The 13,393-nt window shown below is 63.1% G+C and carries 13 protein-coding genes; 6 read left to right on the forward strand and 7 right to left on the reverse strand.

Annotated elements, in window-relative coordinates; translation table 11 throughout:
• Positions 1–55 precede the first annotated feature (55 nt).
• A complete protein-coding gene (locus LB529_RS05800) occupies positions 56–3,673 on the reverse strand; it encodes a beta strand repeat-containing protein (protein ID WP_224710508.1) in 3,618 nt (1,205 codons plus the stop codon).
• A 537-nt stretch (positions 3,674–4,210) separates the two neighbouring features.
• On the opposite strand from LB529_RS05800, the gene dusA reads away from it, so the two are divergent.
• Positions 4,211–5,197 carry a tRNA dihydrouridine(20/20a) synthase DusA gene (gene dusA, locus LB529_RS05805; protein WP_224710509.1) on the forward strand — a complete coding sequence of 329 codons (987 nt, stop codon included), beginning with the start codon at positions 4,211–4,213 and terminating at the stop codon, positions 5,195–5,197.
• 46 nt (positions 5,198–5,243) lie between these two features.
• On the opposite strand, the gene LB529_RS05810 is transcribed toward dusA, so the two are convergent.
• Together LB529_RS05810 and LB529_RS05815 are read right to left on the reverse strand one after the other, a co-directional pair.
• Positions 5,244–5,948 carry a TIGR02281 family clan AA aspartic protease gene (locus LB529_RS05810; RefSeq protein ID WP_095765387.1) on the reverse strand — a complete coding sequence of 235 codons (705 nt, stop codon included), beginning with the start codon at positions 5,946–5,948 and terminating at the stop codon, positions 5,244–5,246.
• Between the two features lie 10 nt (positions 5,949–5,958).
• The gene (locus tag LB529_RS05815; protein ID WP_224547769.1) at positions 5,959–6,189 is read right to left on the reverse strand and encodes a DUF1289 domain-containing protein; all 231 of its coding nucleotides are present in this window, start codon (positions 6,187–6,189) and stop codon (positions 5,959–5,961) included.
• A gap of 164 nt (positions 6,190–6,353) precedes the next feature.
• On the opposite strand from LB529_RS05815, the gene LB529_RS05820 reads away from it, so the two are divergent.
• A complete protein-coding gene (locus LB529_RS05820; RefSeq protein WP_263497132.1) occupies positions 6,354–7,349 on the forward strand; it encodes a nicotinate-nucleotide--dimethylbenzimidazole phosphoribosyltransferase in 996 nt (331 codons plus the stop codon).
• An 11-nt stretch (positions 7,350–7,360) separates the two neighbouring features.
• On the opposite strand, the gene LB529_RS05825 is transcribed toward LB529_RS05820, so the two are convergent.
• A complete protein-coding gene (locus LB529_RS05825) occupies positions 7,361–8,884 on the reverse strand; it encodes an ATP-binding protein (RefSeq protein ID WP_224710510.1) in 1,524 nt (507 codons plus the stop codon).
• A 76-nt stretch (positions 8,885–8,960) separates the two neighbouring features.
• Here LB529_RS05825 and LB529_RS05830 point away from each other — a divergent pair, with 76 nt between their 5' ends.
• From LB529_RS05830 to LB529_RS05845, 4 genes are all read left to right on the forward strand, one after another.
• Entirely contained in the window at positions 8,961–9,584 is a 624-nt protein-coding gene (locus tag LB529_RS05830) for a thermonuclease family protein (protein WP_224710511.1), read from the forward strand.
• A gap of 46 nt (positions 9,585–9,630) precedes the next feature.
• Positions 9,631–10,242 carry a glutathione S-transferase gene (locus LB529_RS05835; protein WP_224710512.1) on the forward strand — a complete coding sequence of 204 codons (612 nt, stop codon included), beginning with the start codon at positions 9,631–9,633 and terminating at the stop codon, positions 10,240–10,242.
• Between the two features lie 10 nt (positions 10,243–10,252).
• Positions 10,253–10,888, forward strand: a complete 636-nt coding sequence (locus LB529_RS05840; protein ID WP_224710513.1) for a uracil-DNA glycosylase family protein — start codon at positions 10,253–10,255, stop codon at positions 10,886–10,888.
• Between the two features lie 107 nt (positions 10,889–10,995).
• Positions 10,996–11,487 carry an Lrp/AsnC family transcriptional regulator gene (locus LB529_RS05845; protein ID WP_006205209.1) on the forward strand — a complete coding sequence of 164 codons (492 nt, stop codon included), beginning with the start codon at positions 10,996–10,998 and terminating at the stop codon, positions 11,485–11,487.
• Between the two features lie 21 nt (positions 11,488–11,508).
• On the opposite strand, the gene LB529_RS05850 is transcribed toward LB529_RS05845, so the two are convergent.
• The 3 genes from LB529_RS05850 to LB529_RS05860 all read right to left on the reverse strand — a co-directional run bounded on the left by LB529_RS05850 (position 11,509) and on the right by LB529_RS05860 (position 13,388).
• Positions 11,509–12,081, reverse strand: a complete 573-nt coding sequence (locus LB529_RS05850) for a DUF3299 domain-containing protein (protein ID WP_224710514.1) — start codon at positions 12,079–12,081, stop codon at positions 11,509–11,511.
• A 64-nt stretch (positions 12,082–12,145) separates the two neighbouring features.
• A complete protein-coding gene (locus LB529_RS05855) occupies positions 12,146–12,724 on the reverse strand; it encodes a GNAT family N-acetyltransferase (RefSeq protein ID WP_224710515.1) in 579 nt (192 codons plus the stop codon).
• Entirely contained in the window at positions 12,684–13,388 is a 705-nt protein-coding gene (locus LB529_RS05860; RefSeq protein ID WP_224710597.1) for a DNA alkylation repair protein, read from the reverse strand. Before LB529_RS05860 ends, LB529_RS05855 begins: the two co-directional genes overlap by 41 nt.
• Positions 13,389–13,393: the final 5 nt, after the last annotated feature.

Below are 13,393 nucleotides of genomic sequence, written 5' to 3' on the forward strand. Positions count from 1 at the left end.
CGTCTGGGCCGGTGTCGTTACGGGGGCAGCATCGGCTGCCCCCGTAAGGCGGGCGTCAGGCGATGTCGACCAGAATGTGCTGCACCGCTGTCGTGTCGCCATCCGCGTCCGCGATCTGGACGCCGAAGTCGAGGTGCGCGTCCGGTGTCGTGGTCTGCGTCGAGGTGAAGCCGAGGTCCACGATCTTCAAGACGTCGTTGTCGGTCGGGTCCCAGTTCACCAATGTGGTTTGAGAGCTGCCGCCACCTGAGCCAGTGGCTCGGTTCAGGTCGATCGCCGTGCCGTCGCCGGTGATTCCGTTGCCGGACTGCATGATCTGGGCACCCTGGATCACCCAATTCTCGCCGACACCATTGTAGTCGTTCCTCTCGATGATGATGAGGCCGTCGTTATTATCGAGTGGGAAGTCGGCTGCGTATGCGGTGGGCACCTGCCCCATTTTGTAGATGTCGGCGTTCTCGATGTAGATCGCCTTCGTGGTATGCACGCTACTGTCCGTGCTGCTGACGAGTTGAAGGATGACCATCAGGTCCTCACTGGTGCCGATCCCGTCGAACTTGATGGCCATGTCGGCCGCCGTCTGGCTCGGGGTGATGCTCTCGGTGCCGATGCCGGGGCTGGTGTCGAAGAACCGCAGCGTCAGCAATTCGCCTTTCTGGATGGTGTCGCCAGCGACCCCGTTCGTGCTCTGGGTGGCAGACACCCAGTCCTCGTGGTTGTTGGTGACCAGATCGCCAGGGTTCCACGCGGTGTCGGTGGGTGTCGCGTTGTCGCTGTCGCCGGTGGAGTTAAGACCGAACTTGATGGTGTTGGTGACCGAGTTCGCCGTGAACTGCACGAAGAAGTCCCGGTCGGTCGTTTCGGGAGTGCTGTCCGCCTCGAAGAGCTTCTCCACCACAATGTTCGGGTGGCCGACATTGCTCGTGGGCTCCTTGGATAGAAGCTCACTGGTGTGCAGGATGTCTTTGGTGAAGCCCTCCACCGCGTCGTTCAAGGTGATGGTGTAGGTGTCAGCAGTCTTGTTGAAGACTAGGGTACCGCCCGCCGTGGCCGTTTGGTCGCCGGCCGTATTCGGGTCGCTGTCGTACGAGATTTGCCAGTTGAACGTTGCCTGGGTGGCGTCTTCCGACTGGAGCGCCGCGGACGAGCTAATGAACGGCGTCTGCGTGTTGGGGACAAGACCTGTGAGGTTGCCACCAAGGCTGAGCTGGATGCCGGTAGTCACGCTATCCTGGTCGGCGAAGTCGCTAACACCCGCCGTATACTCAGCGGCCGTGTGCCTGTCCGTCATCTCGTATCCAAAGGTCCCGCTGGCCGACGCTCCCACGGTGTTGCCAAGATGCTCCGGGGTTTGGATGCCAGCAGTAACGGGATCAGCGTCGAACGGTGCCGTGATTGTCGGATCGGTGTCGTCGAAGGTCAGCGACAGGCCCGAGCTCGAGCTTTGTTGCGAGACCACGTCCTGGTCGCCGTCGGTCACTGTCACCGTCGCCGTCACGTTGATCAGGCCGTTGAGGTCGAGGGTGTTGTCCTCGCCCACGCCTTGCGGCGCATTCGAGTGCTCAAGGGCAACCAGCGAGGTCAGCGTCACCGTCGTGCCGGACAGCGTCACCGTGAACGCCGTCGCATCGAGCGTGGTGTCGCCGTTGCTGTCGTACATGCCCGAGATCTGGGTGGCCGAGTCGGCCACTAGCGTGATCGCATGGTTGCCGACCGTGGTCAGCAGCCCGGTCGCCGTTCCGCCCGCCAGGGCCAGCGCGTAGGTCACATTCGTGGTATAGCCATCGACCGCGCTCGCGTTGAAGGTCGGCGGCGTGATCGTCGCCTGGCTCTGACCGGCAACCCCGCTCGCCTCGACCACCTCGGCGGCGCCAACCACCGGCGCCGCGGTGATCGAAAGCGCCGGATCGGTGTCGTCGAAGGTCAGCGATAGGCCCGAGCTCGAGCTTTGCTGCGAGACCACGTCCTGGTCGCCGTCGGTCACTGTCACCGTCGCCGTCACGTTGATCAGGCCGTTGAGGTCGAGGGTGTTGTCCTCGCCCACGCCTTGCGGCGCATTCGAGTGCTCAAGGGCAACCAGCGAGGTCAGCGTCACCGTCGTGCCGGACAGCGTCACCGTGAACGCCGTCGCATCGAGCGTGGTGTCGCCGTTGCTGTCGTACATGCCCGAGATCTGGGTGGCCGAGTCGGCCACTAGCGTGATCGCATGGTTGCCGACCGTGGTCAGCAGCCCGGTCGCCGTTCCGCCCGCCAGGGCCAGCGCGTAGGTCACATTCGTGGTATAGCCATCGACCGCGCTCGCGTTGAAGGTCGGCGGCGTGATCGTCGCCTGGCTCTGACCGGCAACCCCGCTCGCCTCGACCACCTCGGCGGCGCCAACCACCGGCGCGGCGGTGATCGAAAGCGCCGGCCCATCGTCATCGAAGTTGATGAACGAGCCAACCTGTTCGGTGTAGGCGTTGGTTGTCGTCGTCTTGAAATGGAACTCGGTGATGTCGCATCCTTCATTCGCATCGACCCCCGAAACCGTCAGACGATCCATCGGGCTGCTGGTGGTGATGTTGACGGTGGTGATGTTGTCGAGCCCGGTGATGGTGACGACCCCAGTGCCCATCCCGCTAACGGTAACGTTGCCGCTACCCGTGGGGTAAGTGCCATTGGCCGTGATGGCGGAGGCGTACCCTGATTGTCCGGTCAATGAGAGGCTGGTGATGGGCGCGGCGTGGGTCGGGCTGCCGTCATAGAAGTTCAAGCCCTGCTCATTGTTATCAACGTTGAAAGCGCTGATCTTGATGTCCACCCGCAAATTCGGATTGGATGGCGTGATCTGGTTGATGGTGAATCCCGCCTGTGTGATATTTTCGAGATGGCTGCCGTACTGGATTTGGGAAGCAGTGCCCGCGGCGAGGTTGCCGCCGGTCACGAAATCGACCTGCAGCGTTTCGGTCGGGTTGATGCTCTGGTTGTTGACGCCGAAGCCCTGTGTACTCACGTTGGCGGTGGCGTTGGTGGTCCCCAAGAACCCTGTCACCAGAATCTGCTTGGAAGCGTCATCCGGCGAATTGATCACGTAGAAATCGTGATTGCCGGGAGCGGCATTCTGGCCCGAGAAACCGACTACGCCGGTCCCCGCGACCGACGCGAACACTTTGTCGGTCAGATCGATACGGTCGTCGGGATCGGACGCAATCGGATTGAACAACGGTACATATTGGACCGTGTACAGGTCGAAATGACCGGTGGTGGCGGTGTTCATCAACGCAAACGAGAAGGCAAGCGGCCCGCTCGCAGCGGGCGCCGCGTTCGCGTCGGAGGTACCGATGACGCCGATCACGACGTTCGGATGAGTAGCGTCTTGGAACAGCCAGACATAATTGCCATCAACCGTCTTAATGCCGCTATTGACGCCGGCGGTGGTGGAGAATGGGGTTCCGGAGGCATTCTGCGTGAGAATGACCGAAGTGATGGTTTCGCCGGCGCTCGCCGTAGCGATCACGAAGTCGCTCTGGAAGGCGACCTCGGGTGAGGCTAACCCTCCCGGGCCGTCGAGGCCCAAGAGATAGGTAAGTGTGTTGTTGGTGCTGTGCGGCGGAAGGGCCGGGTTGATGTCGTCATCTTGCAGGCCGGTGGTCTCGTCGATGATGATGTCTTGAGCTGTGATGTCGAGTGCCATTGGAAATTCTCCCCTGGTTCAAATGCGGCAGGCGCGATTTCAGCCCCAACGCCGGCAACCGGCCGCACGGACGCGCATCCGCTGGCCAGGCCAGCGCCACGCGCCATCGTTAAAGAAAACTGGAGTGGTGAATTGACTCTCAAGAGGGGTAGAGGGGGTTGGGAGGAACCGCCGCTGATCCTCCGCTCCTTGCCCCGTCAGGCAATTCTAGGGGGATGCGTCCTGCGCGCATCGGCGGCCCACCAACGGCGGCCGCCAAGGATCGATAATGAGGGCATACTAACCGCCCCTCCCCAACAGGCATGACTGCCTGCACGCCTCCAATGCTCATATTATGAGCAGCTAATGTTTACTCTTATTTGTGGAAAATTAAAACTGGACTATTGATTTTTTAATAACTATGTGACTGAGGAAAATGGTCCCTCTCGAAATGGGACTTATGTCCCTGCCATCGAAGTATCTGAAAATAAAAGAGAATGCGGTATATTGCGCTGACAGATTTGATTATGACAGGGGCAAACAGCATTGAATAGGCTTATGCGGACGACGCTAGCCATAGCACCAATGATGGATTGGACGGACCGGCATTGCCGGTTCTTCCACCGTCAGCTGACGCGCCGCGCGCTGCTTTACACCGAGATGGTGGTGGCGGATGCGGTCATACATGGCGCGCGCGAAAGACTGCTCGGTTTCGACAATGTCGAGCACCCGGTTGCGCTACAACTTGGCGGATCGGATCCCGCAAAGCTCGCCGAGGCAGCGCGGATCGGCGAAGCCTTCGGCTATGACGAGATCAACCTCAATGCCGGCTGTCCGTCCGATCGCGTCCAGTCGGGGACGTTCGGTGCCTGCCTGATGAAGACGCCGGTTCTGGTCGCCGAGTGCGTCGCGGCGATGAAGGCCGCGGTGAAAATCCCCGTCACGGTCAAATGCCGCATCGGCGTCGACGATCAAGACCCAGAGCCTGCGCTCGACATGCTCGCCGACGGCGTGCTCGCCGCCGGCGCCGACGCGCTCTGGGTGCACGCCCGCAAGGCTTGGCTGGAAGGGCTGAGCCCCAAGGAAAACCGCGAGATCCCGCCGCTCGATTACCCGCGCGTCTATCGGCTGAAGGCCAGAAAGCCGGACGAATTCATCGGCATCAACGGCGGCATCCAGTCGCTCGCCGAGGCGTCGGCGCATCTTTCCCATGTCGACGGCGTGATGCTCGGCCGCGCGGCCTATCATACGCCGGGGATCCTGACCGGCATCGATGCCGCCCTCTATGGCGAGACGCCTGCCGCCTTCGATTATTCGGCGCTGATCGATGCCATGGCCGGCTATGCCGCGCGCCATGTCGAGCGGGGCGGGCGACTGGGCCACATTACCCGCCATATGGTCGGACTGTTCCACGGCTTGCCCGGCGCGCGCCGCTTCCGGCAGATCCTCTCCACCGACGCGAACAAACCCGGCGCCGGGCCGGAGGTGCTGAAGACCGCGTTTTTGGCAATCGATTTCGCGGCGGCAGAAGCCGAGGCAGCCTGACTGTCGGCTAATGCGTGTCGCGCCGCATACTGCCGCGCGACACGCATCAGTCCCGCAGGATCATGCGGTCGCCGCGTACGTCAAAACCCGATAATGAGCCGATGAAGTTCATGCCGAGCAGGCTTTGGTCAAGCATGCCGGGCGCGGCGACCATCACCGACATGTCCTTGCGCACGATGCCGCCGATCGCCACCTCGTCGGTCCTGACCGTCGCCGCGCGCGCCCTGCCATTGGCCGTGGCGACATCCACGCTGTAGCTGAGCGCCGCCGGGTTGAAGCCCGCGGCTTGAGCATCTTCGGACGTCAGCACCGTGCTGGTCGCGCCGGTGTCGACCACCGCGCGCACCGGCGTGCCGTTGACCAGGATACGGGCTTCGAAATGGCCGTTGTCGGCTTTGTCGAGCGTGACGGTCGGGCGGCCATTCTCCACGCCTAAAGCCAACGGACTGCCCGGGACAAAGCCGGCGGTGACGCGGCTCGCCACATCCTGCAACTCGTAGCGATACTGGTAGCCGGCGATCAGCACGAGCACGAATGCCGCCCAGACGCCCAGATTGCGCGCCATGTCGCCCAGCGGTCGGCCGGAGCGGAGCAGGCTCGCACCGATCACCATCACCAGGACGCCGACCCAGATAAGCCGGCCGAAATCATTGTTGTTCATGCCGAAAGTGCGGCCGGCCGAATTGTTGAGCATGAGCAGCACGACCCCGACCCCGATCACCGCCATGACGATCCAGAACAACCGGTTCATCGGTTTCTTCTCACAGAACGCCGCGCTCGCGCGCCATGCGGGTACGCCGGGTTTCGCGGCGCGGCCGCCGCTCGACCGTTTCGAGCCGCGCGGGCAGTTCGGCCATCACCGCCCGGCGCTTTTCAGGGGTCATCGCGAGCCAGGCGGAAATCTCGTCGCGTGTGCGGCCGCAACCAAAGCAGAAGCCGGTTTTCATATCGATCGAACAGACCAGGATGCAGGGAGATTCGATGGCGGTCATGCTGTTCTCTTGGCTTTATTCCACATGGTGCAACCGCCGGAGCAATGCAAGCCCTCCGCATTGCGCCGCAAGGCGACGCGTTCGCGGCATCGCCAGGCAGTTGTGCCGGATGGAGAAGGCGGCTATGCCGCCTGCGACTTCCGCAACGAACTGCGACCGACATAATGCCTGCTAAGCCTTTCGACGATTTCCGAAACCTTCTGGCGGCCCTGCCGCCGGCCGACGATGCGGCGAGCGCCCGCGTCCGGGCGCTTTTCGCCAAAGCCGAAAAGCCGAAGGAATCGCTCGGCCGCGTCGAGGACATCGCAGCCTGGATTGCTGCCTGGAGCGGGCGCGCGCCGCCGGCGATCAATCGGCCCCTGGTGGCGATCTTCGCCGGCAATCACGGCGCCGTCAGGCACGGCATCTCGCCGCGGCCGGTGGCGGCGACCGCAAATGAAGTCGAACTCTGCGCCGCCGGCGGGGCCGCGATCAACCAGGTCTGCATCGCCAACGATCTCGGCCTGAAAGTCTTCGACCTCGCCTTGGATATCCCCACAGGCGACATCACCGAGGAGGCCGCGCTCGATGAACGCGGCTGCGCCGCAACCATGGCCTTCGGCATGGAAGCGGTCGCCGGTGGCGCCGACCTCCTTTGCCTGGGCGATCTCGGGGTCGGCAATTCGACCATCGCCGCCACGCTTTGCGCCGCCCTGTTCGGCGGCGAGGGAGCCGACTGGGTCGGGTCGGGTTCGGGCGCCGATGCGGCGATGATCGCACGCAAGGCCGAGGTCGTCGATCGGGCGCTGGCATTCCATGGCCCGGGTCTGGGAGATCCGCTCGAGGTTTTGCGCAGGGTCGGGGGGCGCGAATTCGCGGCCATCTGCGGCGCCATTCTCGCGGCGCGCATGGAGAAGATTCCCGTCCTGCTCGACGGATTCGCGGCAACAGCGGCGGCCGCCGTCCTTTATGCCGCCAATCCAGGCTCGCTCGATCATTGCCTGCTTGCCGGCCTGACGCCGGAGCCAGGCCACGCCAAGGCCACCGAAAGGCTCGGATTGCGGCCGCTGCTTGATTTCGGGATCAGCCATGGCGAAGGGGTAGGGGCTGCTCTCGCCGCCGGTATCGTCAAGGCCGCGGCACTGACCAGCTCGGGCATGGCGCTGGCTGTGCGGCTTTAGCGCCCGGCGAGTCAACGGCGTCCGCGCGCGGCGACCGTCTTGGTCGGCAAGGCCGGCAGTTCCTCCATCACCCGGCTCAACGGGAAGATGGCGATCGCCTCGGTGCCTTCGCGCAGCTTGGAATGAAGCTCGAACTCGCCGCCATGCATGGCGAGCAGGCCCTGCACGATCGGCAGGCCGAGGCCGGTTCCCTGCTCGGCGCTCTTGATGGCGATCGAGCCCTGGCCGAAGGCGGAAAGCACCACCGGGATTTCTTCTTCCGGTATGCCCGGGCCGTTGTCCTTGACCGAGATGTACTGGCCGCCGCCGGCCGTCCAGCCGACACGCACGCGCACTTCGCCGCCGGATGGGGTGAACTTGATCGAATTGGACAGAAGATTGAGCGTGATCTGCCTGACGGCGCGCTCGTCGGCGAAGAGACGCGGCAAGGTCTCCTCGAACTCCTGGATGATGCGGATGTCCTTGTTGCGGGCGCGCAGCTCCATCATATGGCAGCAGTCCTCGACGATGGTCACCAGCACGACCGGCTCCTCGTTGAGCTGGTAGCGGCCGGCCTCGATGCGCGACAGGTCGAGGATCTCGTTGATCAGGTCGAGCAGGTGCTGGCCGGACTCGTGCACGTCATGGGCATAGTCGCGGTAGGTCGGATTGTTCATCGGCCCCAGCACTTCATTGGCCATCACTTCGGAGAAGCCAAGGATGGCGTTGAGCGGCGTCCTGAGCTCGTGGCTCATCGAGGCGAGGAAACGCGATTTCGCTAGATTGGCGTCCTCGGCCCGCCGCCTCGCCTCGTCCGACATCGATTTCGCCGTCTCCAGCTCGGCGATCAGCGCGTCCTTTTCCGAGCGGAAGGACAGCACCATCAACGAAGCCTGGTTGAGATGACGCGCGACGTAACCGAAGAAGGGAAGCGCTGCGATGAGCAAGGCCGCCATCGTGGCTTCGATCGGCGTCCACAGGCGCATGACGGTGTAGACATAAACGGCAACGGGAATGGCAAAGGTCGCGAACAGCGCGCCGCCAAGCGAAGAGGCCATCACGGCGGTCGTCGCCATTGCGATCAGCAGCACCATGGCCTTGGCCACATGGAACTGGTCGATCTGGCATGTGGCGCAGCCGAACCAGGCGAACCACGCCCACCCAATGCCGCAGAGGAAATGGCCAATCAGGAAGTCGCGACGTGTCTGCACCGGGTCGAGTTCGGCCGCCTCAGTCCGCTCCACGCGACGCGCCATGAAAGCGACGATCGTGTAGCAAAGCAGCGTCGACACGGCCCAGATGGCGATCTGGCTGTCCAGACCCGCCAGCCGGCCGATGGCTGCCACGGCCAGCACGAGCAAGGGGATCGCGACCGCGCTGACCACCATGGCGCGGGCATGCAGCTTCAGCAGTTCACGGTCGAAGTCGAGGCTGCCCGCTTGTTGCGAGAGGCGGTCGCGCGTCTTGCGCACCGCGCGCGCCACATCGCTGTTGCGGTGCGGTTTACGGCGGTCCACAATAAATTTATCCGCTGTGTTCGAGCGTTGCAAAGGCATACAGACTTCAATTTCTGCGCGCAGCGACTTCCGGTTCGTTAAGCTACGTTCGAATGATTAAGAGACTGTTTGCCATATGAGCCGTTTCGGGCCGCGAGGACCGCGCCGACGCTATGTGGCGAGCCCGCCGCGGAGCCACTGGCGCAAGCTGCTGGACTACGGACTTGCCATTCTTCTGCTTGGTTTGCTCATCCTGGTGGCGGCACGCCTCGACCGCTTCGAGAGGCGCCAGGAGCAAGGCACGGCGATCGTCAATGACGGCGATTCGATCACGCTCGGGGCCGAGCGCATCCGCATGCGCGGCATCGACGCTCCGGAGTATCAGCAGACCTGCCAAAAGGCCGGCGCCGACTATCCCTGCGGCAAGCTGGCGCGGCAGTCGCTGGTGCGCCTGATCGCCGGCAGGCCTGTTGTCTGCAGCGGCTGGCGGCGCGATCGCTACGGCCGCCTGCTCGGCGATTGCAAGGCAGGTGATACCGACCTAAACCAGGCCCAGGTGCAGGCCGGATGGGCGGTTGCGTTCGGCGACTTCGAGACCGAGGAAGCAGTGGCGAGAGCGGCCAAGGCCGGCATCTGGGCAGGCACCTTCGCGGAGCCGCAGGACTGGCGCGACAGCCATCACGGTGCGCCGGTAGAGCGAAAGCACGGCGTGCTGGCCTCGTTCGGCGATGCGTTGCGCGAATTTGTTCGCTTCTGGTGATGGGCGGACCCGCACCTATGATCCGGTGGAGAAGCTGGAGGATGGAATGAAGCTGTTCGACGGCGGCCGGGCGCCCAATCCCCGGCGCGTGCGTGTTTTCCTTGCCGAGAAGGGGCTGACGGTGCCGCTGGTGCCCGTCGACATGGGCGCGCTGGAGCATCGCGGCGAGCAGGTGGCTAAGCGCAATCCGCTGCGGCGCCTGCCGGTGCTCGAGCTCGACGACGGCACCATCATCACCGAATCGATCGCCATTTGCCGCTATTTCGAGGAATTGCACCCCACGCCCGCTTTGTTCGGCACGGGTGCGCTCGGCAAGGCAAAGGTCGAGATGTGGCAAAGACGCTTGGAATTGAACCTGATGGGCAGCGTCGCCGCCGCTTTCCGGCACATCCATCCGGCGATGAAGGAATGGGAAGTGCCGCAAGTTCCGGAATGGGGCGAGGCCAACAAACCGAAGGTGATCGAATTCCTGCACCTGCTCGACGACGAACTGGCGGATCGCGAATTCGCCGCCGGCGATGCCTATTCGGTCGCCGACATCACCGGCATGATCGCCATCGACTTCATGAAACCAGCGCGTATCAAAGTGCCGGAAGAATGCACGAACGTGCTGCGCTGGTATGCGGCACTTGCAAGCCGGCCAAGCGCGGCAGCCTGAGCGACAGAAATTGGATAATCTGCCCGATACGAGACAAGCGCTGCAGCGCCTCACCGAAAGGGTGCGGGCCTGCCGCATCTGCGTCGACCAGCCGCTTGGCCGGCCTTTGCCGCATGCGCCGCGGCCGGTGCTGCAGCCGTCCTCCACAGCGCGGGTCCTGCTTGCCGGCCAGGCGCCGGGGACAAAAGTGCATGCGTCGGGCATGCCCTTCACCGATGCCTCGGGAGACCGGCTGCGAAACTGGCTCGGCGTCAGCAGCGATGAGTTCTACGACGCTGAAAAATTCGCTATCGTGCCGATGGGCTTTTGTTTTCCTGGACAGGACGCCAAGGGCAGCGACCTGGCGCCGCGTCGCGAATGCGCGCCGGCCTGGCGCTCGGACCTGATGGCGCTGATGCCGCAGATCGACCTGGTGCTGACCATCGGCGGCTATGCGCAGGCATGGCATATGGGCACGGCACGGCTGCCGTCGCTGACCGAGACGGTCAGGAACTGGCGCGCCATATGGGATGGACCGGCCATGCCGAAAGTGCTGCCGCTGCCGCATCCGTCCTGGCGAAACACCGGCTGGCTGAAGAAGAATCCCTGGTTTGAAATGGATTTGCTGCCCTTCCTGAGGTCGGAAATCCGCTATCGTATTGATTAGCCATTCTGCAAGAAATCACTCGCATTTACCGCCATCGGCAGAATTTCTTTCTTGTGAAAGGCTCCGGTAAAAGGGATTATAGCCAAACTATTCCCCTGGAGCCTCCCATGGATCGCCTCGATAGAAAAATTCTCCGCCTCTTGCAGGAGGACGCGACGCTCGCGGTCGCCGATGTCGCCAAGAAAGTCGGCTTGTCGACGACGCCATGCTGGCGGCGCATCCAGAAGCTCGAGGAGGAAGGCGTCATCAAGCGTCGCGTCGCCATCCTCGATCATGAGAAGGTCAATGTGCGCGTCACCGTCTTCGTGTCGATCCGCACCAATTCGCACAGCCATGAATGGCTGCGGCGCTTCTCCGAGGTCATCCAGGAATTCCCGGAAGTGGTCGAGTTCTACCGCATGAGCGGCGACGTCGATTACTTGCTGCGCGTGGTGGTGCCCGACATCGCCGCTTACGATGCCTTCTACAAGCGGCTGATTGCCAAGATCGAGATCCGTGACGTCTCGTCGTCCTTCGCCATGGAGCAGATCAAGTACACGACGGAAATTCCGCTCGATTACATGGTGCTGGACAAGGAATCGGGCGCGAACGCGGCGTGACGCTGGTTGCGCCGATCGGCCCTAATTCTTCTTTTTGTTCAGAAAATTCCACGGCGAGTTCACCGGGAGCGTCACTGTGTCCGGCACGCTGTCGACGCTCGTCACCTCGGCCTTGCGCACCGTGTAGCCCGACTGGATCATCGAGACGCCATCGAGGATGAAAAGCTGGCTTTTCTCCATGCCGGGCTTCAGTACGCCGGTGACCGCGACTGGCTCGTAGGCCTCTTTCATCTTGTAGGGATGCGCCGGCGTGACCAGCACGATCTGGTTCGGCGGCGGCGTCGGCATGTGGCTGCAGGCGCCGGTCCACGGCACCAGCAGGAACTGGTAGACGAGGTCGCCGTCACGATCGACCGGCAATGCATATCCGGCTAATTGTATCGTCTTGTCCTGCAGATTGAGCGACAAGGTCTCGCCATGGTCGGGCAGTTTTGCCGCGATCATCGGCAGGTTCGCGTCTTCGGCTATCGCTTGCGTCGCGGGGCGCAGATCCTTCCAGACGATATGCGCGACATCGCCCGCAGCATCGGCTCCAGTGGCTGCGAGGAGGAGCGCAGCCGCCAGCGCCGCGCATGACTTGAAACGCTTGCTCATGATCGCTCCATCCTCCGCCAGTCCATTTGCTGAATCGAGTAAAAGCGTCGTGACCGATCCGGGCTCACCGATCCAGCCGCATCACATGCCGTCGCGTACCGGCGGTGCCGGTCTCATGGAAGCCCTTCGTAGTAAACATGTCGCGAAATCCCATGAAGCGGTAGCTGGGTGCTGCCTCGTCGACAGGATAGGCCTCGATTGTATGCGCGCCTTTGCTGAAGGCATGGTCGATCGCAGCGTCAAGCAAAGCGGAGGCCAGCCCGCCGCCGCGCAGGGCCCTGGGCACATAGAAGCAGACGATCGACCAGATGCCGGTTTCGGTGTCGTCCTGCTGCTTTGAAAGTTTCCGGTAGGTCTCGCGTGGCGCGACCGAGCACCAGCCGACCGGCCTGCCGTCCATCTCAGCGATGATGCCGACCGGGGTGCCTTTGTGGATGAGCGCCATCATCATGCGCTTCTTCTCGTCGCTCTCAATGTGCTCGCGAGTGGAATGGCGCCAGGCCATGCACCAGCAATATTTCGGTGCGCCGGGCTGCTCGAACAGGTTTTCGAAGTCGGCACGTGTCTCTGGCGTCACCCCGACGAACCGAATCCCGGCAAGGTCATGCTTTTGCGGCTGCGAGCCTTTCGAGCTGTCTGGCATCCGTCAGTTCCTTCACCGCATCCTTGCCGATCCAGCGCGCCGTCTTGTCCGGCGATGCCGCTAATCTTTCCGCCAGCGCAAGGGCAGGGGCGTGCAGGCTCATCGACCGTTTGCCGATTTGCCGCAGCGCCCAATTGACCGCCTTGCGGACGAAATTGCGCGGATCGCCGGCATGCTTCTCGATCAGCGGCAGATAGGCCAGGAAGGTCGTGTCCGGCTCTTTCTTGAGATGCACCGCGCTCCAGGCCAACATGGCAAAGGCGGTGCGGCGAACGAATTCGCGTTCGTCTCCAGCGAACTCGTCGATCAATTCGCGCCAGAATGGCGTCTCGGCAAAGAGGTCCGCTACGGTGTCGACGATCTCCCAGCTGTCGAAATCCGCGGCCCAGCGCCGGCATTGATCGATATCGACCTTCTTCGGCTCGCCGGTGAAGGCGGCCATCAGCCGCGCTTCGCGGATGCCGCTGTTCCAGAGCTGCAGCGACCGCTCGTGGTTCTTCTTCAGCTTGCGCGCCAGCGGCCGCAATTGTGAATTGCCGACGCCGAGCGCGCTGGCGGTGTTGATGCCGAAGCGCGCCATGCCCGGCCGATTGTCCTCGGTGCCGACCGAACGCAAATGAGCGACGATGTCGTCGGCGCTCCAACTCGGATCGGGCAGGGGCATCGTCA

Source organism: Mesorhizobium sp. CA5 (genome assembly GCF_020165105.1).
Lineage (GTDB): Bacteria > Pseudomonadota > Alphaproteobacteria > Rhizobiales > Rhizobiaceae > Mesorhizobium.

Bases quoted from the DNA above. Each gene is read 5' to 3' on its own strand.
- LB529_RS05860 (WP_224710597.1), bottom strand. From the start codon at position 13,388: ATGCCCCTGCCCGATCCGAGTTGGAGCGCCGACGACATCGTCGCTCAT.
- LB529_RS05800 (WP_224710508.1), bottom strand. From the start codon at position 3,673: ATGGCACTCGACATCACAGCTCAAGACATCATCATCGACGAGACCACC.
- LB529_RS05850 (WP_224710514.1), bottom strand. From the start codon at position 12,081: ATGAGCAAGCGTTTCAAGTCATGCGCGGCGCTGGCGGCTGCGCTCCTC.
- LB529_RS05855 (WP_224710515.1), bottom strand. From the start codon at position 12,724: ATGCCAGACAGCTCGAAAGGCTCGCAGCCGCAAAAGCATGACCTTGCC.
- LB529_RS05815 (WP_224547769.1), bottom strand. From the start codon at position 6,189: ATGACCGCCATCGAATCTCCCTGCATCCTGGTCTGTTCGATCGATATG.
- LB529_RS05810 (WP_095765387.1), bottom strand. From the start codon at position 5,948: ATGAACCGGTTGTTCTGGATCGTCATGGCGGTGATCGGGGTCGGGGTC.
- LB529_RS05845 (WP_006205209.1), top strand. From the start codon at position 10,996: ATGGATCGCCTCGATAGAAAAATTCTCCGCCTCTTGCAGGAGGACGCG.
- LB529_RS05835 (WP_224710512.1), top strand. From the start codon at position 9,631: ATGAAGCTGTTCGACGGCGGCCGGGCGCCCAATCCCCGGCGCGTGCGT.
- LB529_RS05830 (WP_224710511.1), top strand. From the start codon at position 8,961: ATGAGCCGTTTCGGGCCGCGAGGACCGCGCCGACGCTATGTGGCGAGC.
- dusA (WP_224710509.1), top strand. From the start codon at position 4,211: ATGCGGACGACGCTAGCCATAGCACCAATGATGGATTGGACGGACCGG.
- LB529_RS05825 (WP_224710510.1), bottom strand. From the start codon at position 8,884: ATGCCTTTGCAACGCTCGAACACAGCGGATAAATTTATTGTGGACCGC.
- LB529_RS05820 (WP_263497132.1), top strand. From the start codon at position 6,354: ATGCCTGCTAAGCCTTTCGACGATTTCCGAAACCTTCTGGCGGCCCTG.